The sequence below is a fragment of the Cupriavidus sp. 8B genome, from assembly GCF_054589115.1.
This window is the reverse complement of sequence record NZ_BAAILO010000530.1, coordinates 36443-62940: the sequence shown is the minus strand read 5'-3', so window position 1 is coordinate 62940 and position 26498 is coordinate 36443. Positions and strand designations below refer to the sequence as shown.

At 63.9% G+C, this 26498-nt stretch carries 24 protein-coding genes and 5 pseudogenes; 19 read left to right on the top strand and 10 right to left on the bottom strand.

The features are described from left to right. Positions 1 to 17: 17 nt before the first annotated feature. The 16 genes and pseudogenes from ACYP5B_RS46805 to tnpC all read left to right on the top strand — a co-directional run. Positions 18 to 428: pseudogene (locus tag ACYP5B_RS46805) on the top strand (class II aldolase/adducin family protein); the annotation flags it as partial. Between the two features lie 321 nt (positions 429 to 749). Continuing rightward, positions 750 to 1475, top strand: a complete 726-nt coding sequence (locus ACYP5B_RS46800) for a GntR family transcriptional regulator (protein ID WP_459574132.1) — start codon at positions 750 to 752, stop codon at positions 1473 to 1475. Continuing rightward, a complete protein-coding gene (locus tag ACYP5B_RS46795; protein WP_459574130.1) occupies positions 1472 to 2212 on the top strand; it encodes an ABC transporter ATP-binding protein in 741 nt (246 codons plus the stop codon). Before ACYP5B_RS46800 ends, ACYP5B_RS46795 begins: the two co-directional genes overlap by 4 nt. Positions 2213 to 2223: 11 nt before the next feature. Continuing rightward, complete coding sequence (locus ACYP5B_RS46790) at positions 2224 to 3033, top strand: ABC transporter permease (protein ID WP_459574128.1); 810 nt, start codon at positions 2224 to 2226, stop codon at positions 3031 to 3033. Between the two features lie 10 nt (positions 3034 to 3043). After that, a complete protein-coding gene (locus ACYP5B_RS46785) occupies positions 3044 to 4069 on the top strand; it encodes an ABC transporter substrate-binding protein (protein ID WP_459574126.1) in 1026 nt (341 codons plus the stop codon). A gap of 73 nt (positions 4070 to 4142) precedes the next feature. Next, positions 4143 to 5150 (top strand): zinc-binding dehydrogenase, encoded by a 1008-nt coding sequence (locus tag ACYP5B_RS46780; RefSeq protein ID WP_459574253.1) that lies wholly within the window; start codon positions 4143 to 4145, stop codon positions 5148 to 5150. A gap of 45 nt (positions 5151 to 5195) precedes the next feature. Then, positions 5196 to 5618: a PaaI family thioesterase gene (locus ACYP5B_RS46775; RefSeq protein WP_459574125.1), complete on the top strand. Its 423-nt coding sequence runs from the start codon at positions 5196 to 5198 to the stop codon at positions 5616 to 5618. A 6-nt stretch (positions 5619 to 5624) separates the two neighbouring features. Beyond that, positions 5625 to 7163 carry a class I adenylate-forming enzyme family protein gene (locus tag ACYP5B_RS46770; RefSeq protein WP_459574123.1) on the top strand — a complete coding sequence of 513 codons (1539 nt, stop codon included), beginning with the start codon at positions 5625 to 5627 and terminating at the stop codon, positions 7161 to 7163. Between the two features lie 31 nt (positions 7164 to 7194). Then, the gene (locus ACYP5B_RS46765) at positions 7195 to 8286 is read left to right on the top strand and encodes an ABC transporter substrate-binding protein (RefSeq protein WP_459574122.1); all 1092 of its coding nucleotides are present in this window, start codon (positions 7195 to 7197) and stop codon (positions 8284 to 8286) included. Continuing rightward, on the top strand, positions 8283 to 9626 hold the full coding sequence (locus ACYP5B_RS46760; protein ID WP_459574120.1) for an acyl-CoA thioester hydrolase/BAAT C-terminal domain-containing protein: 1344 nt from the start codon (positions 8283 to 8285) through the stop codon (positions 9624 to 9626). The genes ACYP5B_RS46765 and ACYP5B_RS46760 overlap by 4 nt, the downstream gene beginning before the upstream one ends. Next, on the top strand, positions 9623 to 10381 hold the full coding sequence (locus ACYP5B_RS46755; RefSeq protein WP_459574119.1) for an ABC transporter ATP-binding protein: 759 nt from the start codon (positions 9623 to 9625) through the stop codon (positions 10379 to 10381). The genes ACYP5B_RS46760 and ACYP5B_RS46755 overlap by 4 nt, the downstream gene beginning before the upstream one ends. Then, a complete protein-coding gene (locus ACYP5B_RS46750; RefSeq protein ID WP_459574117.1) occupies positions 10371 to 11156 on the top strand; it encodes an ABC transporter permease in 786 nt (261 codons plus the stop codon). The genes ACYP5B_RS46755 and ACYP5B_RS46750 overlap by 11 nt, the downstream gene beginning before the upstream one ends. 571 nt (positions 11157 to 11727) lie before the next feature. Beyond that, positions 11728 to 11850 (top strand): hypothetical protein, encoded by a 123-nt coding sequence (locus ACYP5B_RS46745; RefSeq protein ID WP_459574116.1) that lies wholly within the window; start codon positions 11728 to 11730, stop codon positions 11848 to 11850. 271 nt (positions 11851 to 12121) lie between these two features. Next, positions 12122 to 12517, top strand: coding sequence for an IS66-like element accessory protein TnpA (gene tnpA / locus ACYP5B_RS46740; RefSeq protein ID WP_459574114.1), 396 nt, complete (start codon positions 12122 to 12124; stop codon positions 12515 to 12517). Continuing rightward, on the top strand, positions 12514 to 12852 hold the full coding sequence (gene tnpB / locus ACYP5B_RS46735) for an IS66 family insertion sequence element accessory protein TnpB (RefSeq protein ID WP_459574112.1): 339 nt from the start codon (positions 12514 to 12516) through the stop codon (positions 12850 to 12852). The genes tnpA and tnpB overlap by 4 nt, the downstream gene beginning before the upstream one ends. A 70-nt stretch (positions 12853 to 12922) precedes the next feature. Further along, positions 12923 to 14521, top strand: coding sequence for an IS66 family transposase (gene tnpC / locus ACYP5B_RS46730; protein ID WP_459574110.1), 1599 nt, complete (start codon positions 12923 to 12925; stop codon positions 14519 to 14521). A 266-nt stretch (positions 14522 to 14787) separates the two neighbouring features. Here the strand turns inward: tnpC and ACYP5B_RS46725 are convergent. Then, a pseudogene (locus tag ACYP5B_RS46725) lies at positions 14788 to 15591 on the bottom strand (IS110 family RNA-guided transposase); the annotation flags it as partial. 339 nt (positions 15592 to 15930) lie between these two features. Between ACYP5B_RS46725 and ACYP5B_RS46720 the strand changes: the two are divergent. Then, positions 15931 to 16041, top strand: a pseudogene (locus tag ACYP5B_RS46720) (MurR/RpiR family transcriptional regulator); the annotation flags it as partial. 99 nt (positions 16042 to 16140) lie between these two features. Here the strand turns inward: ACYP5B_RS46720 and ACYP5B_RS46715 are convergent. Further along, on the bottom strand, positions 16141 to 17256 hold the full coding sequence (locus tag ACYP5B_RS46715) for a porin (RefSeq protein ID WP_459376886.1): 1116 nt from the start codon (positions 17254 to 17256) through the stop codon (positions 16141 to 16143). 174 nt (positions 17257 to 17430) lie between these two features. On the opposite strand from ACYP5B_RS46715, the pseudogene ACYP5B_RS46710 reads away from it, so the two are divergent. After that, a pseudogene (locus ACYP5B_RS46710) lies at positions 17431 to 17572 on the top strand (IS3 family transposase); the annotation flags it as partial. 125 nt (positions 17573 to 17697) lie between these two features. Here the strand turns inward: ACYP5B_RS46710 and ACYP5B_RS46705 are convergent. Continuing rightward, positions 17698 to 18030 (bottom strand): enoyl-CoA hydratase-related protein, encoded by a 333-nt coding sequence (locus tag ACYP5B_RS46705; RefSeq protein ID WP_459376885.1) that lies wholly within the window; start codon positions 18028 to 18030, stop codon positions 17698 to 17700. After that, complete coding sequence (locus tag ACYP5B_RS46700; RefSeq protein ID WP_459574107.1) at positions 18020 to 19213, bottom strand: ISL3 family transposase; 1194 nt, start codon at positions 19211 to 19213, stop codon at positions 18020 to 18022. The genes ACYP5B_RS46705 and ACYP5B_RS46700 overlap by 11 nt, the downstream gene beginning before the upstream one ends. A gap of 212 nt (positions 19214 to 19425) precedes the next feature. Here ACYP5B_RS46700 and ACYP5B_RS46695 point away from each other — a divergent pair. Next, a pseudogene (locus ACYP5B_RS46695) lies at positions 19426 to 20025 on the top strand (tyrosine-type recombinase/integrase); the annotation flags it as partial. Between the two features lie 34 nt (positions 20026 to 20059). Here the strand turns inward: ACYP5B_RS46695 and ACYP5B_RS46690 are convergent. The 6 genes from ACYP5B_RS46690 to ACYP5B_RS46665 all read right to left on the bottom strand — a co-directional run bounded on the left by ACYP5B_RS46690 (position 20060) and on the right by ACYP5B_RS46665 (position 26493). Next, positions 20060 to 21007 (bottom strand): TauD/TfdA dioxygenase family protein, encoded by a 948-nt coding sequence (locus ACYP5B_RS46690; RefSeq protein ID WP_459376883.1) that lies wholly within the window; start codon positions 21005 to 21007, stop codon positions 20060 to 20062. A gap of 65 nt (positions 21008 to 21072) precedes the next feature. After that, positions 21073 to 22032 (bottom strand): ABC transporter ATP-binding protein, encoded by a 960-nt coding sequence (locus ACYP5B_RS46685; protein WP_459574105.1) that lies wholly within the window; start codon positions 22030 to 22032, stop codon positions 21073 to 21075. Further along, positions 22029 to 23045, bottom strand: a complete 1017-nt coding sequence (locus ACYP5B_RS46680; protein ID WP_459574103.1) for an ABC transporter ATP-binding protein — start codon at positions 23043 to 23045, stop codon at positions 22029 to 22031. Before ACYP5B_RS46680 ends, ACYP5B_RS46685 begins: the two co-directional genes overlap by 4 nt. Before the next feature lie 54 nt (positions 23046 to 23099). Beyond that, positions 23100 to 23891, bottom strand: coding sequence for an ABC transporter permease (locus ACYP5B_RS46675; RefSeq protein WP_459574102.1), 792 nt, complete (start codon positions 23889 to 23891; stop codon positions 23100 to 23102). A gap of 121 nt (positions 23892 to 24012) precedes the next feature. Beyond that, positions 24013 to 24930: an ABC transporter permease gene (locus tag ACYP5B_RS46670; RefSeq protein WP_459376879.1), complete on the bottom strand. Its 918-nt coding sequence runs from the start codon at positions 24928 to 24930 to the stop codon at positions 24013 to 24015. A 15-nt stretch (positions 24931 to 24945) separates the two neighbouring features. Next, positions 24946 to 26493, bottom strand: a complete 1548-nt coding sequence (locus tag ACYP5B_RS46665; RefSeq protein WP_459376878.1) for an ABC transporter substrate-binding protein — start codon at positions 26491 to 26493, stop codon at positions 24946 to 24948. Between the last annotated feature and the right edge of the window lie 5 nt (positions 26494 to 26498).

Below are 26498 nucleotides of genomic sequence, written 5' to 3'. Positions count from 1 at the left end.
CGCGTGCGCCAGGTCGGTCCACGCTCGGACGCCAGCTCGATCCGCTGCCGCAGGACGCATGCTCGTTTCTTGAGCACCACGTGCCGCTCGACGATTTCACGGGGATGGTGGTGGACACCTCCGAAGGCCACCGGATAGCCCAGGCGCTGGACAAGGGCAATGGCCAGACCCGCAAGGGCGCGATCCTGAAGAACCACGGCATCCTGACCGCCGGCCCAACCGTCGAAGCCACGGCCTGGTGGCATATCGCCCTCGAAAACGCCGCCCATACCCAGTTGCTGGCCGAGGCCACCGGTACGCCGCAGCCTCTCGACGAAGCGACGGCCCGCCATACGCACGGACAGGTGGGCGGCAACGAAGGATCGCCGCACGCCTTCGAAAGCCTCTATGCGGGGCTGGTGGAGGCCGAGCCCGACCTGCTGGACTGACCGCGCTTCAGCCCTCCTCTCTCACCCCCGTCCCGATCACGGCACGGGGGTGCAGCCTTTCCCCATTCCGCTGCACCACCCCGTACGCCCCCCGCCTTAACATGTCTCACACGTTCTCGTGCATGCCCCTGTGCGCGCCACAGGAATACCACTGGGGTCCTGTGAGCTGCTCACCGAGCTGAGCTGCCCAGTCACAGCAGCGTCTTCATATGCTTCCGTAAAACCGTTCGTTTGCTTCCCAACGGCCCGGCCCTAAGCTACGTCCATGTATTGCAAGGCGGACATGAATGCCGCCCGACGACTGAGAAGGAGCAAGGGACGATGATCGTGCAGGCCGGAATTGCAGAGGACGCCCAGGACACCAGCCTGGGCCTGGCCGCCTACGCGGCGCTGCGCCGCGACATCCTGTCCTGCAAGCTGGTGCCCGGCGCGCTGGTCACCGAAGGCGAGCTGATGACCACCTACGGCTTCGGCAAGAACAGCTGTCGCATCGCGCTCACGCGGCTGGCGCACGACCGCCTGATCTTCGCCCGGCCACGCCGTGGCTATCAGGTGGTACCCATCACGCTCAAGGACGTCGAGGAAGTATTCGCCCTGCGCGTGCAGCTGGAACCAATGGCCGCCCGGCTGGCCATCGGCCGCGTCGATACGGCACTGCTGCACGGGCTGGAGGCGGCGTGCCGCGATGAGTACGCGATTCCGGCGCCGCGCCGCATCGACAAGTTCATGGATGCGAACAAGCAGTTCCACCTGGCCATCGTCCACGCCAGCGGCAACGAGCGGCTGACGCGCACGCTGTCGTCGCTGATGGACGAGATGTCGCGGCTCGTCGCGCTGGGCTTCAACGTCCAGCGCGTGCGTCCCGAGATCCGCCATGACCACAACTCGCTGATCAAGGCGTTCGAGGATCACGACGAAAAGGCCGCCGAAACGATTGCGCGCCGCCACATCGAGGCATTCCGCACCCAAACCATGGAGAAGGTCTACGCCAGTCTGTCGCAGGCTGGGACCTACCTGCCGATGCGTGTGGCGGGGGGTGTCGCATGAATCCGCCCGTTCTGTCTGCACAGGGCATCGTCAAGCGCTTTGGCACCACCACGATCCTCGACCGGATCGACGTGACCGTGCGTCGCGGCGAGGTACTGGCGCTGGTAGGTCCGTCTGGCTGCGGCAAGAGCACGCTGCTCAACATCCTGTCCGGGCTGTTGACCCCGGACGCCGGCCAGCTCGCGGTGGACGGCGTGCCCGCGACGCAGGTATCCGACTGGCGTCGCATCGCCTACATGTTCCAGGAGGACCGGCTGCTGCCGTGGCGCACCGTGCACGACAATGTCGCGTTCGGCCTCGAGGCCAGCGGCCTGCCGCGGGCCGATCGCCGCCGTCGCGCAGACGACATGCTGGAACTCGTTGGCCTGCACGCGCGTGGCGATGCGTGGCCACACGAGATGTCGGGTGGCATGCGCAGCCGCGTGGCGCTGGCCCGCAGCCTGGCCGTCCAACCCGAAGTCCTGCTGATGGACGAGCCCTTCTCAAAGCTCGATCCCCAGACGCGCAGCCAGATGCACGAGGAACTGCTGCGCATCCAGGCGGGCAATGGCATGACCGTGGTGTTCGTGACGCACGATATGGAAGAAGCCGTGGTGCTGGCCGACCGTGTAGTCCGGCTCGCAGCCCGGCCGGGGCGCGTGGCCGACGTTGTCAACCTGGCGGAACTGGTCCGGCCGCGCGTGCCCACCGAGCCCGTCGTGGCAGAACAGGTGCGCGTACTGCGCGCCGCGGCATGAGGAGCGCCGCCGTGACCACGACCGTTGCCCGTCATTTCGCCACGCTGGTGCTGCAGCGCCTGCTGCTCGTTGCCCTGCTGCTTGGGCTCTGGTGGTGGGGCGCCACACGCGTGCCATCGTTCGTGCTGCCTGACCCTGGGAAAGTCGGCGTGGCCCTGATGTCGCTGTGGCACAGCGACACCTTCACCGCCGACGTGGCCGCCACATGCCGACGGGTGCTGTCGGGTTTCGTGCTGGCCACCATCGTTGGCAGCGGCCTGGGGCTGACGCTCGGCGCAAGCCGCGTCCTGGCCCGTTTCTTCGAGCCCGTACTGACGGTCTTCAACACCGTGTCGTCGGCCATCTGGGCGATCTTCGCGATCATCTGGTTCGGCATTTCCGATGCCACGACGGTCTTTGTCGTGTTCATGACAGCCATGCCACTGATCCTGACCAATGTCTGGGAAGGCACCAAGACCGTCGATCCGCACTATGTCGACCTGGCGCGCAGCTTCCGCATGTCACGCCTGCACGTGCTGCGCAAGATCTACGGGCCGACGATCCTGCCCCATTTCTTTGCCGGTGCGCGACTGGCGTTCGGTTTCGGCTGGCGGGTATCGCTGGTGGCCGAAACGATCGGATCGTCCAGCGGCATCGGGTATCGGCTGCGGCAAGCCGCCGACCTGGTGCAGACCGACCAGGTTTTCGCGTGGACCGTCCTGCTGGTCGGCCTGATGCTGCTGCTCGAAGGCGGCCTGCTCAAGCCCGCCGAGCGCTGGCTGTTCCGCTGGAAAGCGTCTGCGCGGCAACCGTCCACCCCCTCCGTTTCCTTTCAAGTCTGAGGACTTTATCGTGCGCAAGCTACTGTCAGCGGCCGCCGCCGCGTTTTCCGCCTATTCCGTATTCATCGCGCTGTCCTACGCCGCGATCACCCCGGCCACGGCCAGTGCCGCCGAGCCGGCTCCCGTCGTCAAGATTGGCTACTGGACCAGCGGTGTGAGCCTTGGCTACGGCTCGGTTCTGGAAGCCAGGGATTTTCTCGCCAAGCGTGGCGTGCGCGCCGAGTTCGTTCACTTTCCCGACGTCAACGCGCCACTGCGGGCGTTGGCTTCCGGATCGATCGATCTCGCATTCGGCGCACCCGTAGCCGGCGTGTTCGGCATCGCCGCATCGGGCGTGCCCATCCGCATCTTTTCCGCGACGCAACCCGCCGATGTGCAGTTCGTCGTGCCGAAGGATTCACCGATCCAGTCGATCCGTGAACTCAAGGGCAAGAAGGTGGCCATGTCGCCCGCTGGCTCCTCGGTCGCGGTGATTGCCGGCGCCGTGCTGGCCGGCAACTATCAGATCAAGAGCAGCGATTTCGCGCTGGTCGGTGGCAACGAATCGCGCCTGGCGCAATTCCTGGTGCAGAAGCAGGTGGATGCGGCCGCGCTGCGCTCGGTCACCGTGGAGCAGCTCGGCGACGAACTGCCGGTGCGCAAGCTGGGCACGTTCGCCACCGAGTGGAAGACGCTGACCCGGTCCGACGCCGTGCCCTACATCGGCGTGGGCGCCGCCCGCTCGGACCTGGTCGACAACCATCCCGAGATCGTGGCCCGCGTAATTGCCGCATTGCGCGACACGCTGGCCTGGGGCAACGCCAATCGCGATGAAGTCGTCCAGATCCTGCAGAAAAAAGCCAACCTGCCGGCCGACGATGCCAAGGTCTATGTCAGCCACTGGAACGACATGAACCGCGTGGCCTTCGAGCCGGCGGACATCGCCACGCTGCGCCGCCAGCATGCCGTGTTCGTCGAGTCCGGCCTGGTCAAGGGCGAACTCAAGGACGACCTGTTTGCCCGCAAGCCCTACGAGCAGGCCAAGGCGCTCAAGTAAACCCGCCTGCCCGATCTCCAGCCTATTTTCTTTTCGTTTCCCTTCCCCCAAGGAATCCATCGTGACCCAATCCATGCAAGCGCTGGTGCTCGACGCACACGGCACCCTCGAAGAACAGCTGCACGTCGTCGCCAACAAGCCCGTGCCGATGGCCGACGAAGGCCACGTCGTGATCCGGGTGGGAGCGTCGTCCTTCAACTATCACGACGTGTTCACCGTACACGGCATGCCCGGCATCAAGGTGCCGTTTCCGGTCGTGATCGGCCTGGACCTGGCCGGCACGATCACCGAACTGGGCGCCGGCGTCACCGGGTGGAAGGTCGGCGACCGCGTGCTGGTGAACCCGCTCAAGCCCGGCGTGGGCCTGATGGGCGAAATGGCCGATGGTGGCATGGCCGAGTTTGCGCGGGTGGACGCGCGCCAGCTGATCGCCCTGCCCGACAACGTCACGTTCGCCCAGGCCGCCGCGCTGCCGGTGGCCTATGGCACGGCACATCGGATGCTGATCACCCACCAGACCGTCAAGGCCGGCGACAAGGTGCTTGTGCTTGGCGCCAGCGGCGGCGTGGGAACCGCCACGGTGCTGCTCGCAAAGATGCTAGGCGCCGAAGTCATTGCCGCGGCGGGCTCCGACGAGAAGGGCGAGCGCCTCAAGGCACTGGGCGCTGACCACATCATCAACTATCGCGAAGTCGACTTCGGAAAGTGGGTCATCGAGCGTTACGGCAAGCCGCAGCGACGCACCTTCGAGGGCGGCGTGGATGTCATCGTCAATTTCACCGGCGGCGATACGTGGCTGCCGTCGATCAAGAGCTTGAAGCGCGGCGGCACGCTGCTCGTGTGCGGCGCCACGGCCGGCCATGACCCCAAGGAAGACCTGCGCTATGTCTGGAGCTTCGAGCTGAACATCAAGGGGTCGAACAGCTTCTACGACGACAACCTCAAGGCCCTGCTGGCACTGGTTGCCGAAGGCAAGCTCGATCCGGTGATCGACAGCGTGCTACCGCTCGACCAGGCCGCCAGGGGGCTGGCGCTGATCCGCGATCGCGCCGTGCTGGGCAAGGTCGTGGTGACGCCGTAAGGCGTCGGCCCGCACAATTCTACTCAGCGACATCCGGACCAGAACATGACACAGACCACCACCCTCCCCTCCGCCGCCGACGTGCAGGCACGACTGCTGCGCGGCCCCTATCACCAATGGCTCGGCCTGCAGGTCGCATCGGTCGCCGAAGGCGAGATCACGCTGACCGCGAAGTTCCGCGACGAATGGATCGTCAACCCGGACGGCGGCTACATTCATGGCGGCATCCTGGCCGCGCTTGTCGACCTTGGCGCCGACTGGGCGCTGGTATCGCACACCGGCAAGGGTGTGCCGACGGTGGACCTGCGCGTTGACTACCATCGCCCGGCGCGCGGCGATCTGAAGGTCGTGGGCACCGTCATCAAGACCGGCCGCCTGGTGAGCGTGGCCGAGGCCAACGTCTACGATGCCGAAGACCGCCTGGTAGCCAGCGGCCGCGGCGTCTACGCCACCCCTGCGCAGGCCTGAAGCATCATGGCAACTGAAGCGCACGCGGCTTTTGGCCGCAATCTAGGCCGCAACCTCGGCAGCGTGATTGCTCGCGACGCCGATCCCGCCGCGCAGGCCATCGTCGGCATCGGTGCCAACGGTGAGGCCTCCCGGCGTACGTTTGGCGACATCGACGTCGCCGCCGACGCCGTTGCGCGGGGCCTGCTCCGGCGTGGCCTGGCGCAGGGCGACCGCATCGCGCTGCTTGGCGTGAATTCGGTCGACTACGTGGTGTCGCTGCTAGGCATCATGCGCGCCGGGCTGGTCGCAGTGCCGGTGAACTTCAAGCTGCCACAGGCACTGGTCGACTATATCGTCGCCGACAGCGGCGCAAGGCTTGTGCTGTGCGACAAGGCGCACCATGCGCAGGTGCCCGCGGGCGTGCCGGCCATCGTGTTCGGGTCGCCCGATCACGACGCCCTGGGTGCGCCGGATGACGATACCACTCCCTTCACGCCGTACGCGCCCGCCGATGACGACCTGGCCCTGCTGCTCTATACCTCCGGCTCCACGGGGCGCCCCAAGGGGGTACGCCTGAGCCACGCCAGCCACCTCTGGGTGGTGCAGGCACGCCAGGCCAGCACGCCGCTTGCCAACGAGCTCGTGCTGATTGCCGCGCCGCTGTACCACATGAACGCGCTGGCGCTGATCCTGCTGGCATTGGCCTGCCACGCGCCATCGGTGCTGCTGCCCCAGTTCCAGGCCGCGGCCTACATCGACGCCATCGGACGCTACCGGTGCACGTGGTTGACGGCCGTACCGCCGATGATTGCGATGATGCTTCGCGAGCATGCATTGCTGGCGCGCACCGACCTGAGCAGCGTGCGGGCGGTGCGGATGGGGTCCGCCCCGGTCAGCCCCGCGCTGAGGGCGCAGATCCATCAGCTGTTGCCCAATGCGCGCGTCATCAACGCCTATGGCACCACCGAGGGCGGCCCTGTCGTTTTCGGCCCGCATCCGAATGGACTGCCTACGCCAGCGCAATCGGTCGGCTATCCGCATCCCGCCGTGGCGGTGCGGCTGATCGACGAGCAGGGTCAAGCATCCGACGAAGGCGTGCTCGAGCTGCGCAGCCCCGGGCTGATGCTTGGCTACCACGGGCGCGCGGAGTTGCGGCCATTCACCGCTGACGGCTACTACATCACCGGCGACGTGTTCCGCCGCGACGCCGAGGGCTTCTACGCCTTCGTCGGCCGGCGCGACGACATGTTCGTGAGCGGCGGCGAGAACCTCTACCCGGGCGAGATCGAGAAAGCGCTGGAGCGGCACGAAGCCGTGCAGCAGGCCAGCGTCGTGCCAGTGCCTGACGAGATCAAGGGGACCAAGCCAGTGGCCTTCGTAGTGCTGCGTCCGGGCATCGCGCCGCCCACTGAGCACGCGCTGCGCGAATGGTCGCTGACGCAGTTGGCCGCCTATCAACATCCGCGCCGGATCTGGTATGTCGATGCGCTGCCACTAGCCGCCACGCAGAAGATCGATCGCCGCGCGCTGGCCGACGAAGCCGTGCGCCTGCTGGTTCCCTAAAGACCCACCCGATTGCAATCCGCAGGAGTCAATGATGTTGTTCCGCAAGCCGGCGAGCGCCGGCGCCATTCTCGCCGCGCTCGGCACCACCACGCTGTTCGCCGCCTCGGCCCAGGCGCTAGATGAAGTCACGGTGGCCCTGGCCATTCCGCCCGCCGTCCACGATGGGGCGCCTTACGCCGCCGCCGAGGCCCTGGGCCTGTTCAAGGAAGCCAACCTCAGCGTCAAGACCATCGTCTTCCAGGGCGCCGGTGCCCTGCTGCCCCAGGTGGCGGCTAAGCGCGTGACGTTCGGCTACCCGACTTCGGAACCGGTTATCGCGAGCTACTTTTCGGGCAAGGATCCGCTGCCACTGCGCTTTTTTTATAACGGGGTGCCGGGCAACACGATGGAATTCGTCGTGCTGGCCGACTCCCCGATCCGCACCCTGGGCGACCTCAAGGGCAAGCAGATTGGCGTGGGCGCTCTGACATGGGGCACGATTCCGGGCGGCCGCGCGGCGCTGCGTATCGCAGGGCTGGAGCCGGGCAAGAACGTCGAGTACGTAGCCGTCGGGGCGCTCGGCGCCGGGTTTCAGGCGCTGCGTACCCATCGCGTCGATGCGCTGAACTTCAACAGCAGTTGGGACGACCTGCTTGAATTCTCCGGCACCCGGATCCGGCGCATCGCCTATCCGGCGGTGTTCCAGGAGACGGCCGGCAACGGCTTTATCGCCCACGTCGACACCCTGCGCGACCAGCCCGACCTGGTGCGCCGCTTTGGCCGCGCCTACACCCAGGCCCAGATCGTTTGCGAGGCGAATCCAGCGTTCTGCGTCAAGGCGTTCTGGCAGCAGCACCCCGAATCCAGGCCGGCGGGCGACGAAGCCAAACAACTTGCCGAAGCCTCCGAGCTGCTGACGCGCCGCCTGAAGCGCGTGCTGTACACGCCTTCCGGCGCGCCACGCGTGCCGGGGCAATATGATCTGCCCGCCATCCAGCGCGCCATCGAAGCCATGGCCAAGGCCGGGGAGTATCCCAGCGCGGATGTACCGCTGCAAAAGATCTTCTCGAACGAATTTGTCTCGGCGTTCAGCGACTTCGATCGCGCCGCGCTGGTGCGTCGCGCAAAGGCAGCCCAATGACCCGGCCCCAGCACGCACGAATCGATATCGCGCCGTCCGACGCGCTGGTCGATGTGCCGCGCGAGATCACGCTGCGCGGATTCAACAGTGGCGAACGCGTGACCCTGACCGCCACCTTGCATCATCCGGACGGCAGCCAATGGGAAAGCCACGCGGTGCTGACAGCGGATGCCGACGGCACGGTTCCGGTCGGCGCCACGGTTCCCGCCAGCGGCGACTGGATCGTTGCCGACGCCACCGCGCCGGTCTGGGCCATGCGGCGCCTGCGCGCCCCGACGCGCCCGACATGGAGCGACGGCATCGCACCGCTGGACATCGCGCTGACCGCCACGGGCCAATGTGGCGCACAGGCACGGGCGCAATACACATTGCGTTTCCTGGCGCCCGGCGTCACGCATCGCCCGGTCCGCGAGTCGGGGCTCAGCGGCACCCAGTACACCCCCGCTGGTGCCGGTCCGCACCCGGCGGTACTGGTGCTGGCGGGTTCGGGCGGCGGCATGCACGAACAACGCGCTGCACTATATGCGGCGCACGGCTACTCGGCACTGGCCCTTGGCTACTTCAAGGCGCCAGGCCGGCCCGACCATATCAACGACACACCGCTCGAATACTTCGAAACCGCGCTGCGCTGGATGCATGATCGCCTGGCACCACAGCACGGGTTCGTCGCGGCATCGGGCGTGTCGCGCGGCGGTGAACTGGTGCTGTTGCTGGCGTCGCGCTTTCCTGCGCTGGTTTCGGCCGTCGTGGCATACGTGCCCAGCGCCGTGGTGCATGGCACGCTGCGCGCGGGCCATCCGGAAAAGCCGCGCGATGCCACTGCCTGGACATGGCGGGGCGAGCCGCTGCCCAATGTCTGGCGCGACAACCTTGACGCCGACTGGCACGCTTTCGATCATCCGCCCGGCGCCGGACAGCCGGTACGTCAGGCGGCCGCTTTCCATACGCCACTGCGCAACGCCCAGGCCGTGGCACGCGCCCGCATCCCCGTGGAAAGCATCGAGGGGCCGCTGCTGCTGATCTCGGGCACCGATGACGGCTTCTGGCCGTCCACGCTCTACAGCGACCAGATGGCCGACGTGCTGCGCCGGCGCAAGAACGGGGCGCCCGTCGAGCACTTGCGCGGCGAAGGCGCCGGGCATGCAATCGGCCTGCCGCAGTTGCCTGCAACGCTGATCGCCAAGCCACACCCGGTGGCCGGCCTGCTGCTCGATGGCGGCGGCACTGCGCAGGCTAACGCCAGGGCCAGCGCCGCCTCGTGGGCCCGTGTGGTCGATTTCCTGGCCGATGCCGTGCAGCGGTCGGCAAGCCGCCATGACGCAGGGGCTACCGCGTCATGAGCGCCGCACTGTCGATACGCGGCGTCGGCCTGACCTATCCCACGCGTTCCGGCCGGACCGAGGCCCTGGCCGACGTCGATGTGGAAATCGGCAAAGGCGAGTTTGTCGCCCTGCTCGGCCCTTCGGGCTGCGGAAAATCCACGCTGCTGCGCCTAGCCGCCGGCCTGCTCGCCCCGACGCGCGGAGACATCGCACTGAATGGCAATCCGATCAAAGGGCCCAGCCGCAGCACCGGCGTGGTGTTTCAGAAGCCGAGCCTGCTGCCCTGGAAAACCGTGCGCGAGAACGTACTGCTGCCGGCGCGCACACAGGGCCTGGACCTTGCCCGCGCAAAGGCCCGGGCGGACCGGTTGCTCGAACTGGTCGGATTGATCGCGTTTGCCGGCAACTATCCGTTCGAGCTGTCTGGCGGCATGCAGCAGCGCGTCGGTATCGCGCGCATGCTGCTGCCAGACCCCGCACTGCTGCTGATGGACGAACCCTTTGCGGCGCTGGACGCGCTGTCGCGCGAGACCCTGACATTCGCCTTGCAGGACATCTGGAGCGTGCAGCGCAAGTCCGTGCTGTTCATCACGCACAGCATTCCCGAGGCCGTGTTTTTGGCCGATCGGATTTTGGTCATGTCACCGCGCCCGGGCCGCATTGTGGAGTCGCTGCCAAACCCGCTGGCCCGCCCGCGCAGCGTCGACACGTTCGATCATCCCGAATTCACTGCGCTGACCCAGCACTTGCGGAGACACTTCAATGCCCACTGACACCATGGCCCGGCGCCTGCCCGCGCCGCTCTATCCGGCCATCAGCGTCGGCCTGCTGCTGCTCGCCTGGGATCAGGCCGTACGATGGCTGCAGATTCCCGACTACCTGCTGCCGCCGCCAGAGGCGGTGTTCCGTTCGCTCGCGGATGGCTTTCTCACCGGCACGCTGTGGCCGCATATCGGCGCCACGCTGCTCAACACGGTGGCCGGCTTTGCGGTGGGCAGCGTGCTGGCCGTGGCCCTCGGCGCGCTGCTGGCGGAATCCGAGACCTTCGAACGCTTTGTCTACCCGCTGCTGGTGGGCCTGCAGGCCACGCCGAAGGTGGCGCTGGGGCCCATCCTGCTGGTCTGGTTCGGCTTTGGCGCGGCGTCGAAGATCGTGCTTGTGGCCCTGGTCTGCTTCTTTCCGCTGTTCGTCAACACTATCAACGGGATCCGGCGCGCCGACCCCGAACTGCTTGAGGCGTGCCGTGCCTTCAGCGCGTCGCGCGGCTTCCTGCTGTGGCACGTCAAGTTGCCGGCGGCGCTGGGCGACATCTTCTCGGGCTTGCAGATCGGCGTATCGCTGGCGCTGATCGGCGCCGTAGTCGGCGAATTCCTGTCGGCGCAGCGGGGACTCGGCTTCCTGATCGCGTCGTCGTCGGTCAGCATGAGTCTTGCCACAATGTTCGCAGGCGTGCTGCTGCTGGCGATCACTGGCCTGATCGGCGTGGAAGCCGTACGTGGGATCCATCGGCGTGTCGTCTTCTGGCACCCTGCGGCGCGCGGCGGGTAAACTTCCGGCCGGCAGGCAGCCAACCCGAACTATTTGCGCTCGTGAGTTTCTACGACGACTTTGCTCGTGAAGATCGCAGGCCGGCGCAGGGGTCCCGCTAGCCAACCGCTCAGTGGCGCAAATCTGCGGTCCAAACGCAGACCGAAATGTCGTCCAAGGCTTGCGACTTGCATTCCGTTGAGCGTTGTCCGGCTAAGATAGGCGGGTTCCGGCAAGTATTTCGTAAAGCCTTGACCTGAAAACGTCCTGGTTGTGTATCGCCGTGCATCGGCGCCGCCAGGCCCCCATGCGGGCGTCTCGGCAATCAAGCAGTTACGCCCCCTGCCATCACACGCGTTGACCGGCGGCTCTAAGCCATCGCGTGACGCGCGTGAAAATAGGCGGTATGGAATGCGTTCGCGCAGATTTTCAGCAGATTGAAGCCGAACTATGCGCGCAAAACGATACGGCGCGTGGATAGAATACCTCTTTGCACCCGTATGCGGTGGCCCAAAACCGCGGACGCAGAGCAGAGCGCCGAAGAGCGACAACTGATTCGGCATGCACGCTCGATGTTTTTCAGCATCTACCCATGTTCAAGTTAATTCTCATTTTGGCCGCGTTTGCCGCGGCGATCATGGCAACTCATCCCTCTGCGTTTGCGGCTGACAGTTTCGAAAGCGACCGGATTGCGGACTACCTGCAATATCCTTGAGTTTAGTTCGGGAAGCCTGGCGGATCTCGCACTTCAGTCTCGCAGCGCGGCATCCGCATGCCCTGGCGGCGCTCCTCTTCGCGCGTTAGCTCTTCGCCTAGCCGCTCAAGCATTGAAACCATCAAACGGCAAGAGATTGCGGCTTTCCAGCCAGCTGGAGCGAATACGTAGCGATGTGAAGTATCGTAAGCGTCCAGTTCTTCCGCCTTGAATCGATCCACGGGATCCTGCATCGTCCCCACGATGGAGGATCGTGGGGACGATGGATCGAGTGTCGACAACTATCGAGCGGCCACGCCGCAGAGAGTACAGCGCCGAGTTCAAGGCGATGGTACTAGAGCAAGCTCGCCAGTCTGGGGCATCGGTGGCCGGCGTGGCGCTCAGCCACGGGCTGCACCCGAACATGGTGCACAGATGGGTCAGAGAGGAACATGAACGCCAGATGCCGGCAGCGCAGCGCGAGGGCCGAGCGTTTATCCCACTGCATGTTCAGCCTGTGACAGCGACCATGCAGCCGGCCGAGGCGGTGCCATGCGAGACGCCACCTTCAGTAGCACCCGACGCCATCCGCATCGAGATCCAGCGCCCGGGCGGCACGCTGGTTGTGCACTGGCCTCTGTCAGCGGCACAGCAATGTGCCCAACTGCTCCTGGACTGGCTGCGATGATCCGCATTGACGCGGTGTGGTTGGCCGTCGAGCCCATCGACATGCGTGCCGGCACCGAGCGGCTGCTGGCGCGCGTGGTGCAGGTCTTCGGCGCAGCCCAGTCTCATCACGCCTACCTGTTTGCGAACGCCCGCCACACCCGCATCAAGCTATTGATACATGACGGCTTTGGCGTGTGGTGCGCGGCGCGCGGCCTCAACCAGGGACGCTTTGCCTGGCCTGCCATACAGGCCGGCGCCACCGGCGCACAACTGACGCAGGCGCAATTCGACGCCCTGGTGCTCGGCCTGCCCTGGCAGCGCCTGGAGGACCTGCGCGCCATTACGCGCATATGACGATGTTCACGGTGCGTTGACAGCATAAATCCGGATGGTGGTAGTACCCGGTGGCTGGCACGATCGTTCCATGCTGAACCTGCGCCAACTACAAGACCAAGGCCTTCAGGACCTCGCGCCCGAGGACGTCCTGGCACTGGCGCAGCAGATGCTCGCACACATCCAGCAGCAGGAACGCGAGATCAAGCTCAAGGACGTCAAGATCGAGAAGATCACCTTCGAGCTGGCGCGACTCAGGGCCTGGAAGTTCGGGGCCAAGACCGAGGCGATGAGCGCCGAGCAGCGCCGGCTGTTCGAGGAGACCCTGGCCGAAGACGAAGCCAGTCTGCAAGCGCAGTTGCAGCAGGCCAAGGGCGAGCCCTCTGCTGAAGCCAACACCAATTCCAAGCGCACACCCCGTCGCCAGCCCCTGCCGGCCCACCTGCGCCGAGTCGAGCATCACCACGAACCCGAGGACACCAACTGCCCGACACCGGGCTGTGGAAGAGCCATGGTACGCGTGGGTGAGGACGTCAGCGAGAAGTTGGATATCGTACCGGCGGAGTTCTTCGTGCACCGCCACATCTATGGCAAGTGGGCCTGCCGCTGCTGCCAACGCCTGGTGCAGGAACCCGTTGAACCGCAGATCATCGACGGTGGGCTGCCTGCAGCCGGGCTGGTGGCGCACACGCTGATCAGCCGCTTCGTCGACCACCTGCCGTACTACCGGCAGGAGACGATCAATGCCCGCTCGGGCGTGCACACGCCGCGCTCAACATTGGCCGCATGGTCCGGGCGTGCCGGTGCCGCACTGGAACCGCTCTACGAAGCGCACAAGCGCTTCATACTTGCATCAAGGGTGCTGCATGCCGACGAGACACCGGTGGCGATGCTCGATCCGGGAGCCGGTAAAACCAAGCGGGCCTACATCTGGGCCTATTCGCGCGGCACCTTCGATCCACAACCTGGCGTGATCTACGACTTCTGTGTTGGTCGAGGTGCGCAGTACCCAATTGCCTTCCTGGGAGGTACCCGCGAAGACGGCAACGAGCGATGTTGGCAAGGTACCCTGGTGCGCGACGAATACGCTGCCTATGACAGCGTGTTGCAAGCCTACCCCGGCCGCATAGCCGCAGGATGTCTCGCCCATGCCCGACGTCGGTACGACGAACTGCTACGAAACCAGGGCGGCAGCACGGTCGCGCCAGAGGCACTGCGTCGCATTGCGCAGATCTACCGTCTTGAGCGGGAGTTCGCCACCCTGAGCAGCGAGCAACGTCTGGCCAGAAGGCACAGCGACGCCAAGCCACTGTGGGAGCAACTGCATGCCTGGCTGCAACTGGAGCGGTCACGTGTGCCCGATGGCGGCATCACAGCCAAGGCACTCGACTACAGCCTCAAGAACTGGCCGACGCTGACGCACCACCTCCTCGATGGAGAGGTAAGCGTGGATAACAACAGTCTGGAGAACCTGATCCGTCCCTGGGCCCTGGGAAGGCGCTCGTGGTTGTTCGCAGGCAGCGAACTGGCCGGTCAGCGCGCCGCGATCGTGATGAGCCTGGTGCAATCAGCCAAACTCAACGGGCACGATCCGTGGGCCTACCTCAACGATGTGCTGACCCGCCTGCCCACCCATCTGAACAGCCGCATCGACGAGCTGCTCCCCCACAACTGGCATTCCGCGTCCTGAGCGCGTCCGCTCTCTCACAAACGTCGTCGACGGCAAGGTGGGACGGCGGGACGCTTACCATACCGATCGCATACGCAACCGTGATCGAATCCTTGTGAACGTCCAGTCCCACATACAACGTGCTATCGTTTTCCATGCTGGCCTCCGCGTCGGAAACGAACCGTTGAGTGGCGGTTCTGCCACACTCAATGCGGCTCTGGCAGCAATGCTAACCCGCGCTTACGTCCCCGCGGCGGCCAGCCTCGCTGCGAGGGGAGTCATACTGACTTGCTGATGCCAAGCAATATGCTCTTTCCGCCGCTGGAATGCTGCCGAGGAACCAGACCCGGCCAGGCCGCCAATTGACGACCACTGGCGAAGTTCCGCGCATTGCCTACGGTTGCGACCAGTGCGCTGGCGGTAATCGGGCCGATTCCGGGGACTGCTGCCAGCTTGCGGCTCAACTCGTCATTCCGGTGCCAAGCCTCAATCTGGGCACTAATTTCAGCGGCCTGACGATCCAATTCCTTCAGATGCGCCAACAACCGCTGTATGAGCATACGAAACGTGCCAGGCAGATCATTGGTTGCATCTTCGATCAAATCCGGCACCTGCCTAGCGATCTGCCCAATACCCTGGGGAACCACGAACCCAAACTCGGCCAGCAACCCACGGATCTGGTTGGCCTGGGCTGTACGCGCCTTCACGAAGCCCTGACGTGCACGGTGCAGCGCCAGCACCGCTTGCTGCTCGACATTCTTGACCGGCACGAACCTCATATTCGGTCGCGTTACCGCTTCGCAGATCGCCTCGGCATCGGCTACGTCGTTCTTATTGGTCTTGACGTATGGCTTGACGAACTGCGGCGCCATCAATCGCACCGTGTGGCCAAAGCTCTGCAGCTTGCGAGCCCAGTGGTGAGCGCTACCACAGGCTTCGATCCCGACGACGCACGGCGGGAGGGTTGCAAAGAATTCCGCCACTTGGGCACGCTTGAGCTGCTTCTTCAATGAGGCCTTGCCGTGCTCATCCACGCCGTGAACCTGGAAAACATGTTTTGCCAAGTCGATGCCAATCGTCGCAGTCTTCATGATGGACACTCCTGCTCGGTTCATGGGGTTGCTATGCGCTCCCACTTTGGCATACCGAAGCCGTGACGGGTAGGGGCGTCCATCCCATTAACGCCGCGGTGCGCACCGCGCGGGCGGACGAGCGCAACCGACTCCGCTATGTGCAGAGATTCTTCCATAAGATCAATGCCTTACGAGCGGGATTCGAAGTCTAGGACGTCAATTGACAAAATTAATCCGGACTAATGCGAATTGACGATTTTGCTTCGCTGAGAGTGCAAGCAATATTGTCAACTCACCGGTCGGACTTTTATATGCGGCGCGGGTTCCGGCCAGATTCCGGAGTGACAGAATGGCTTTGTACTACGACAGCTCCTTGCGAAGAACGGAAAGGGAGCGATCAAAGCACTCGATCATAGCGAAGGTCAACTACACCGTACTGGAGCCTATGTGGCTGCACAGCGAACCTAAGCTAATTACTTCCGTGTGGTATATGCACCAAGGCCCCACACCCCCGCGTGGGGCCTCGTCGGGATAACGCTTCCGGTTCTCGAAAGGCTTTCGCGATGTTCAGAACTTGTGGCGAACGCCCATTACAGCGCCAAACTGATTTGCGCCCGGCTGTACGGCCTCGTTACTCGTTCCCAGCTGATCATTGAATCCGTTGACGCCAAGATTCGATTTGCCCTTGTTCAGGACATACGAAACGGTAGCATACAGATCAGTACGCTTGGATAGAGCGTAGGAAGCTTGTGTAACGAACTGCCAAGGATTTCCTGCGTTTGCGCTACGCAGATTCTGATAGTACGCAGCGCTTGTCAGCAACAAGGCTGGTGTCGCCTGGTAGCCAATGCCGGCCCAAGCAAAGTTGGAAACCGTGTCTTTCAGCGTTACGCCAGGCAGGACGGCGCCGTTGAAGGCATGTGCGTAACGGTAACCGGCAGAGAGCGTAACCTGCCCGAAGTCGTAAGTGGCAGCCAGGGCGGACCGGCGAACAAGGTTATTCGTCGTCAGCGCGGTCGCAGACGATCTATTTGTCTGGTCATAAATCACCCCGACAGAGAGTTGACCGACTTCATAGCTCGCTGAGACAGAGTACTCGCGACCGTTGGTGAAGTTACCGGGAACTTCCTGATTGTTTGTGTTAAAGCTGTACAAACCAGTCAGGCTCAATCCGCCGAAATTTCCCTTATATTTGATCGAGTTGTCAGCGCGCGCTGAACCCATGAAGGGGTCCTGGGAGGCGCTGGAATAGCGACTAATAATCCAAAGAGGATCGTACTTTCCGCCAAAATCAAAGAACGGCGTAGTGTGGCGACCCAACGTCAACTGCCCCGCCTCGCTCTGCAGGCCGACGTACGCGCCCCGGCCGAACAGGCGGCTTCCTTGGCTCGACGTACCAGCGTCGATGGCAAATCCACTCTCCAGCAAGAAGATACTCTTCAAGCCACCACCCAGGTCTTCAACGCCTCGCAAACCCCAGCGTGAACCTGACAGATTGCCGGACTGGACAGCCCATAGATTGTTACCCTCTGCACCCCGAGCGACAGTCCCGGTCGAGGCCACAGCATGATTAAGGTACTCGATGCCTGCATCGGCAACACCATACAACGTGACGCTAGATTGCGCGTACGCGTTGGAAACAACTAGCGTAGCGGCCGAAAATGCCAGCAGCTTTACTTTCATAACATGATCTCCTCAAGTTCTTTCTTCTAGGCTCGGACAACACTCTCCTTCTGGCCCTTTTGCACAGACGGCGACTTGCCACCTCGGGACGTAAATTAACGCAAAGGCAACAGCCGATCCATAAGAGTTAACCATGAAACATACGATTCTTCGCCGGCGTGAGGCATCGGAACACGGCGCGGGCTCAATCCCAATCAGGTGTTCGCATGACGCAAGCAGTACCAGGAGGAAAGCCTGGCCGCTGTGAGCGCTGGCGAAGCTGTGGTCCCAGCCTCGCCAATTGGCTGCAGCGATGAAGGAGATCAGCGAGCTGCAACTATCGAGATCCTGAAGGAAGCCGTTGTGTTGACCATCTGCGGGGGACGCGCCTCAGCGAGAGAGAAGAACCACCACTTTCTCCCCACTCCACGCGCTTGCCCTCTATCAGTCGAATTCAAATCATCATCTGCCGCAGAATTGCGGAGTTCGTTTCTCGATCATGGAAGCGACAGCTTCAAGATGGTCTTCAGTGTTGTGGCACATACCTTGAAAGATTGCGCAGTAATCAAGGAAATCCACGATTTCCATCCGTTTTGCTGCCTTCATTAATCGCTTAGTAAGGCGCAATGCCTGGGGAGGATTGGCTGCAAAACTCCGTGCAAGTTCCAATGCGCGGTCCCTAAGCGCGGCCTCTTCGACAACCTCCATGACGATGCCGAGCTCCTTCGCTTCTTCCGCTTGGATTGCTCTGCCCGAAAAGGGTCTCTTTTGAGCAATGAGTGGGTTATGCGGCATGCGGGTTGATCGAGGAGAAGTCGAGCTTTCCGGCGATCAGGAGGACCACGGTGCGCATGGTTTTGAAACTCACATAACCGCGGGCCTTGCGCTTGGCGGCTTGGAACAGGCCGTTGAGCGCCTCCAGGAAGCCATTGGTCTGGCGCGTCTGAGTCCATGCAACGATGCCGTCGAAATGCTTGCGGATCATGCGCGCGACCTCCTTCATTGGCTCGACCTTGGATCGCATGACGTTGGTGCACCACTGCGCGAGCATTGCGGAAACAACGTTGATCTGCTTGCGCTCAAGGATGTCGCGCAACTGCTCGCGATACAGCCAGGCACGGGCGGTGCGTTTGGTCGTGACGTTGGCGATCAACGCGTCGCGATCCTTGAGCAGTGTCCAGCGCAGGCCTTTGAGGCTTGGATCGGTCTTCTGTTCGATACGCCGGGTCTTGTCCACGGCTGCCGAAGCGTGAGCCACGACATGGAACTTGTCGAAGGTGATGCGCGCGTTGGGCAAATGCTCGCTGACGCCCTTGATGAACGCTGGCGACATGTCGATACTGACCACCCCGATCTGCTCGGGCACAGCATTGTGCTCGCGCAGATGTTCAGCGAACTTGCCAACCGTGCCAGCATCCTTGCCTTCGGTCACAAACACGACCTTACGCGCGTCGGCATCAGCGACAAGCGTCAGGTAGTTGTGACCGCGCCTGTAGGACGTTTCATCAACGGCGGCAGCAGTCATGCCGGCCAGATCGAGTTCGGCCACCGCGAGGTCGACATAGCGCTCGCAGATAGCGTACACGCGATGCCACGACTCACCCACCGTTCTGGCTACAGCAGAAAACGGCATCTGCTGCGCAAGCGCCACCACCATGGCTTCAAACAGCAACGTGAAGCCAGAGAGCTTGCCAGCCCAGTCCGGCTCGACCAACGCCACGCGGCCGTCGGGAAGCTTCACGTGGGGCGTGCGGACTTCCAGATAGCAGTCGTGCTCGAAGAAGTTCAGGTGCCGATAGCGTTTGGTCACCGTGTCGTGAACCCGGTGCCCACCGGCGACCTCCGGGTGGGAAAAGCGGCTGCCGGCGACAAAGTCAATCTGGATCGTCAACGTCTTGGTTTGCGCGTTGAAGTCGACTTCCCGGACGAACCACGGATCGCTTACGCCAAGGGCTGCTTCAAACAGTTTGCTATGCATCGATCGTGTTGCTCTTTACCTGAAACCCGCCACGATACCACCCACTTGGAATTCAAAAGAGGCAATATTAGTTTAACTGTCGGCTGAAGGAACAATTTGTCTTTCAACTTTTTAAACTAATTTTGTTACTCGACCCTCTGGTTGCCCATATTTTCCGTGTCCATGACGGGAACAAAATTAGTTTCACTGACGGCCTCCGCCGCCACCCGCTCATGGAACTGCTCCCCATTCAGCCGCCCGACAGCCCGGCCGCCCCGCTCCCCACCCCGCTCGAGCGCCTGCGCCTCACGCCGGCGCTGTCCGGCGCGGCCGGCAGCAACCGCGCCTCCGCCACGGCCACGCGGATCGCCGCGGCCGACGACCTGGCCGCCGTCACCGCCTGGCTCGCGCGCTATGCCGACAGCGCGGCGACCCTCCAAACCTACCGGCGCGAGGTCGAGCGGCTGATCCTGTGGGCGGTGCTGCAGCTGGGCAAGCCACTGTCCTCGCTCACGCACGAGGACCTGCTGGCCTACGCGCGCTTCCTGGCCGATCCGCAACCGGCCTGGCGCTGGGTGATGGCATCGCGCAAGAAGCTCGTGCGCGGCGCGCCCGACTGGCGGCCGTTCGCCGGCCCGCTCTCCCCGGCCAGCGCGCGGCATGCGATGGTGATCCTCAATACGCTGTTCACCTAGCTGGCGGACGCCGGCTACCTCGCCGGCAATCCGCTCTCCCTGGCACGCAGCCGGCGCGGCCAGTCCAAGCCCCGTATCACGCGCCACCTCAGCCACGCCATGTGGCAGACCGTCAAGGACACCATCGAAGCGATGCCGGGTAGAGGGCCGGCCGGCACCGGGTCGCTTGCCGTCAACTGGCCAATTGGTGGGCCGCAAGCATCGGATCGCCGCCAATCGCGGTGGATTGCAGACCATCGGGGCCAACCGGAACATCGCCCACCAGCGTGACCCGGTGCAGTTGACGATCGAAGTCGAGATCGAATACGTCTGTCGGGGCGAGGTGAGCCGTTGCGCGGTTATCCCAGAACGCGACGCTGTCGGGCTGCCACCTGAAACGCACCGTGAACTCGGGGCGCACCACATGCTCGAAGAGCAGCTCGAGGAGCTGCTGGCTTTCGCGCGGCGAGAATCCCTTCAGCGATTTGAGGAATGACGGGCTGACGTACAACGCACGCTCACCGGTTTCCGGATGCACGCGCACCAGCGGATGTTCGCTGACCAGCGAAGCACGATTCACGAGCTGGTTGAACTCCTGCGTCGCGCGGGCGCCGGCCGGGGCCGTGAAACGATGCACGCCGCGCAGGCCGTCCACAAACTGGCGCATCGGCGCGGACAAGGCCCGATACGCGGCCACAAGATTGGTCCATTGGGTGTCGCCGCCGTATGGCGGGATGGTGACGCCGCGCAGGATCGACGCCGCCGGCGGGTTGACCGCTGCGGTAACATCGGTGTGCCAACCGGTCCACGGCCGCTGGTTGCTTTGACCCTGGAAGCGGTTTGCCTTGCGATTCTTTGCGACCGAGTAGAGCTCCGGATAACCATCGACATGGCCGAATACCGGATGGCCGACCGTCAGTTCACCGAACTGGCGAGCGAACGCGATCTGGGAAGCATGCGTCAGTGCCTGGTCCCGGAAGAACACAACCTTCCAGCGTAGCAGCGCGCCGCGAATGGCGGCGATCTCTTCGGTACTCAACGGGCGGGTCAGGTCCACGCCATGGATCTCGGCACCGATATGCGCCGACAACGGAGACACCTGAACCGTGGTTTCAGGATATTCAAGTTGGGTCTTGGTCATGGTCTGTCTCCTTATCTGGAAATGTTGGGGGATGGAGGGAATAGAGGGGATGGTGGGAAAGGCCGTCACAGGTCGAAATGGCAGGCCACGCTGTGCATGCCACCGACCGATCGCGGCTCTGGCTTCTCCTGCCGGCAACGGACCGAGGCGTGCGGGCAGCGGGACTGGTAGCGGCAACCGGTCGGCAAGGCGATCGGTGACGGAATCTCGGACACCACGGATGCGCCCGTCTCTACCCGGCTCTCGCTCGAAGCCAGCAGCGCCCTCGTGTAGGGGTGCTTTGGGTTGCGGATGATGTCGTCGCGGCTGCCCAGTTCCATGAACTCGCCCAGGTACAGCACGCCGATGCGGTTGCTCATATAGGCTACGACAGCCAGGTCGTGCGAGATGAGGACATAGGTCAGCCCCCGCCGGGCCTGGATGTCCTTGAGCAGGTTCAAAATCTGCGCCTGGATGGACACATCGAGCGCCGACACGGGCTCGTCGAGTACTAGCGCGCGAGGCTCCAGCCCCAGTGCGCGCGCAATGGCCACGCGCTGCCGCTGACCGCCGCTGAGTTCGTTAGGGTAGCGCTGCGCCATCTCCGGCAGCAGACCGACAGACTCGAGCAACGCCCCCACGCGATCGTGCAACGCCGGCCCCTTGAGCAGGCCGTGGACTCGCATGGGCTCCGCGACGATCTCCCCGATGCGCATCATCGGGTTCAGCGACGCGTAGGGGTCTTGCAACACGGGCTGGACCAGCTTGTGAAAAGCCTTTCGCTCGGCGACCGTGCCGGAGGAGACCAGCCGGCCATCCACGTGCAACTCGCCGCTCGTTGCCGGTTCGGCCGCAAGCAGCAGGCGCGCCAGCGTGCTTTTCCCCGAGCCCGACTCCCCAACCAGGCCAAACGTGCTGCCGGGCGGCACATCGAAGTCGAGCCCCGCCACGGCGTGCAGGGTCTTGCTCTTGCCGAACAGCCCCTTGCGCACCCGATAGGTCTTGTGCAGCCTGGCTGCGGAAATGAATGCGGTGGCGGCTGTCATGCGACCTTCTGCTTGTGAGGGTGATATTCACCCGTCTGCGGCATCGATTCGTAGCCGGCGACGTCAGCTCCGTCGCCATGCACTCTCTGGACGGCATGCCAGCATGCGACCCTGCGGCGGCCAGCGTCCCACTCGAACCAGTTCGGGTAGGTGCTCCGGCACCGCGCGTCGGCCTCGGCGCAGCGTGGCGCGAAACGGCAGCCTTGCGGCCAGTCGCGCGCGATCGGCGGCGTGCCGGGAATGGTCTTGAGTGGCGCGTCGCAATCGTCGAGCGACGGAATGGCGCGCACGAGCCCTTCGGTATAGGGATGCACCGGGTGCGCAAACACCTCAGTAATCGGCCCCTGTTCGACGATGCGCCCGGCGTACATGATGGCCACGTCATCGCAAAACTGCGACGCGAGCTGCAGGTCGTGCGTGATGAACACGATCGTCATGTAGCGCGTGGCCTGGAGCTCCTTGAGCAGCCCCAGTATCTGCATCTGGACCGTGACATCCAGCGCGGTGGTCGGTTCGTCGCAGATGATCAGGTCGGGCGAACAGGCGATATTGATCGCGATACACACACGCTGGCGCATCCCGCCGCTGAACTGGAAGGGATAGCTGTCCAGCCTCTCTTCCGCCGCCGGAATCTTCACGGCCTCGAGCGCCTGGATGCTCAGGCGCCGCAGTTCCTTCCGGTCGGTGACGCCGTGGTGCCAGCGGAACACCTCGCCAACCTGCTCGCCGATGGTCAACAGCGGGTTGAGCGCGGTCATCGCGTCCTGCAGCACCATGCCGATCTGCTTGCCGCGTATCTTGCGCAGGTCGCGAGGCGGCATGTTCACCAGGTCCTGCCCCTTGAACAGCACCTGTCCCTTTACCACCTTGCCATTCGGCGGCAGCAGGCCGAGCATCGACGAACACGTCATGCTCTTGCCGGACCCGGATTCGCCCACAAGCGCCAGCACCTTGCCCTTGCGGACCTTGAGGTTCACGTGATCGACGGCGGTGATGGTGCCGCCGCGCGTCACGATCTGCGTGGTCAGGTCACGCGTTTCCAGGAGAATATCCATGATGTCGCCGCCTCACCAGGTTTCAGGAAGGACGGGGTTGAGCTTCTCGCGCAATACGTCCCCAAGCAGATTCGTGCCGAGAACCGTAGCGATCAGCACCGCGCCGGGCATCACGCATACCCACCACGCGTTGCTCAGCTGTCCGCGCCCCTCCGCGATCATCGAGCCCCACGACGCCATCGGTGGCTGCACGCCGAGCCCGAGGAAGCTCAGCGTCGCTTCGAGAATGATCACACTGCCGATATCAAGCGTGACCAGCACCACGAACGTACCAGCGATGTTTGGCACGATATGCCTGCGCATCACCCACCATGGGCCGGCACCGCTCAGCCGCGCCAGCAATACGAATTCCCGCGTCTTGAGGGAAAGCACTTCGCCGCGTATGACACGCGCGAAGCGCGCCCAGTTGGCCAGCGTGAGCACTACCACGAGGTTGGTCATGTTGACGCCGATGACACCCGCCAGCACCAGCGCGAGGATCACGGCCGGAAAGGCAAGCTGCAGATCCGTCAGGCGCATGATGACGGCATCCACCGCACGGCCCACATAGCCGGCAATCACACCCAGCAGGGTTCCCAGCACGCCGGCGAACGTGACCACGACCAGGGCAATCGCCAGCGAGATTCGGGCCCCATACATGGCACGCGAAAGGATGTCGCGGCCGAGCTGGTCGGTTCCCATCCAGTGCGCGGCCGACGGCGGCGAGAACGTATCGGAGAGCGCTATGGCAACCGGATCAAACGGCGCCAGCCACTCGGTGAAGACAGCGCAGGCGCACACCACGATGACGACGATGAGCGCCACCCATTTCTGCAGGCGAGCTGCGCGGCGACCCGACCGCTTGTGCGGCGCCTCGGACAGGACGGGTTCCGCGGGCACTTCGCGAATCGCAAGGGGCACGATATGAGGACTGGAAGTTACGATCTCAGGCATAGCGGATACGCGGGTCAATCACGGCATAAAGCAGGTCCACCACAAGGTTGACCAGCGCGAACACGATCGCGGCCACGGTCACCGCAGTCTGGACGATCGTGTAGTCGAGGTTGTTGATCGAATCGAGGATGAGCTGCCCCACGCCTGGCCAGGCAAACACCACCTCGACCGAGACGGCGCCACCAAGCAATACGCCGAACTGCAGCGATACAAACGTGATCACCGGCAAAATGGCGTTCCTGAGTGCGTGCCGCAGCACGATCACATGCTCGGGAACGCCCTTGATGCGGGCGAACTTCACGTACTCGGAATGCAGCACCGTCGTCATGCTAGAAAGCGTCAGGCGCGCCACACCGGCCGCCGCATACCAGCCGAGCGCGAACATCGGCAAGACGAGATGCGACGGTGTGCCGTATCCCCCAGTCGGAAGCCAGCCGAATTGCAGCGAGAACACCATCACGAAGATCAGGCTGAAGAAGAAAGGCGGTGCCGCCTGGCCCAGTCCCGTGAAGATCTTTGCAAACTGGTCCACTACCCCGTGTGGCCACAGCGCCGACGCTATGCCTAGCGGCAAACCGATGAGCACCGCCACGGCCAACGCCGCCACGGCCAAGATCAGCGTAGGCAATAAGGCTTCCGCCACCACGCCCAAGGCCGGCCTTGCGAAGCGGTAGGAGGTTCCGAAATCGCCATGCGCGAGATCCACGACGAACGACGCAAACTGCACGGGCAGCGACCGGTCCAGCCCCATTTGCTCGCGCAGCACGGCGCGGTCCGCCTCGGTGGCTTCCGGCGGAAGCATCAGGTGCGTCGGGTCGCCAATGGCGCGCACGACGGTAAAGATCAGCGCAATGACCAGGAACACGGTTAATGCGGACTGCCCGAGCCGCTTGAGGATGTAGTTCAGCATGGCGATTCCGGTCGCTCACTTCCACGCCGCTTCGCGGAAGTTCAGGCTCCAGCCAGCCACCTGCGGCTTCCAGTCGAGTTGCGGGTCCTTGACGTAGATCAGCTTGGGCTCCGCCAGCAACACGGCCTGGCCGTCATCGCGAGTGATCTGCAGCACCTGCCTGAAGATGGCAGCGCGCTTCGCCCTCTCCGCTTCCCCATCCACCTGCGCGACGAGCCGGTCGACGTCGGGATTCGAGTAGTCCGACCACGTGCCATCCTTCGTCGCCGCGCCGCCGATCACGTGAATCGGGTCGTAGATCGCGTTGCCGAAGCCCATCACCACCAGCGGCCCGCTCTGGTGCGTGTTGTTTAGGCGGTTGTACGCCACCGAATCGATAACCTTGATCTGCGTGCGGATGCCGACCTGCCCCCAGTACGCGGCCAGCGTTTCGCAAATCACGCGCGGCTGGTTGCTCGGGCAGGTCAGGCTCGTGTCGAAGCCCTTGGCATAGCCCGCTTGGGCAAGCAGCTGCTTTGCCTTCGCGACATCGAATTCGAATGGCTTCAGGGTCGGATTGCTGCCGTACGGGTAGCTGGACGGAATCAGCGAATTCAGCTCCACCGCCTGCCCGCGCAGGACACTGGCGATGAGGGCCTTCTTGTCAACCGCATAGTTCATGGCCAGCCGCACTTCCTTCTTGGAAAGCGGCGTGGCCGGATCATTCGAGTAGATGCGAATGTGCAGCGGGCTACCGCCGTCCACGACCTCGGCCGCCAGCCCCTTGTTGGACTGAAGGCGTTCGAGATCGGTGGGCACCACCTCGGTGGCGAGATCCACTTCCCCGGCCAGCAAGGCGCTCGCGCGGCTGCTGGCCTCGGGTACCACCTTGTAGATCAATCGTGAGACCGCGGGCTTCTTGCCCCAGAACCCGTCGAAGCGCTCGAACACCAGCTCACGCCCGACCTGGTTGCGCACCACCTTCCACGGCCCCGTGCCCACCGGTGCCTGGGCAAACGCATCGGCATTGGGCAGCGACTGCACGAGCTTGTGCGGCACCACGTACAGGTAGCCCGCGAGCTTGTTGAGGAACGCCCCGTCTTTCTTCTTCAGGCGGAACACCACGGTATGCGCGTCCTTGACTGTGGTGGATTCGACCACCGGCGCGAAGAATGGCCGGCGCGTGCTCTTCGTCTCCGGCTGCAGGACACGATCCATCGAAAACTTCACGTCTTCCGCCGTTAAATCGTCGCCATTGTGGAACTTCACACCCTTGCGGAGCTTGAACGTCCAGACCAGTCCATCGCCGCCGATGTCGTATCCCGTGGCCAGTCGTGGCTCGAGGTTGCCCTGGCGATCGAAGCCGTACAGCGAATCGAATGCGTTCCATGCGTACTTTGCCGATTCGATACTGGGTGGAATCAGCGGATCCAGGTTGGCCGGCAGCGCCGTGATGGCCGCCACCACGGTCTGCTTGTCGACGGCCGGTTTGCCATCGATGGCGACCGCCGGAAAGGCGAACCCCAGCGTCAGCGCCACGGCCAGGGCAGGCGAAGCGCCGCCAGCGAAAGTCTTGCGGGTCATGGCGA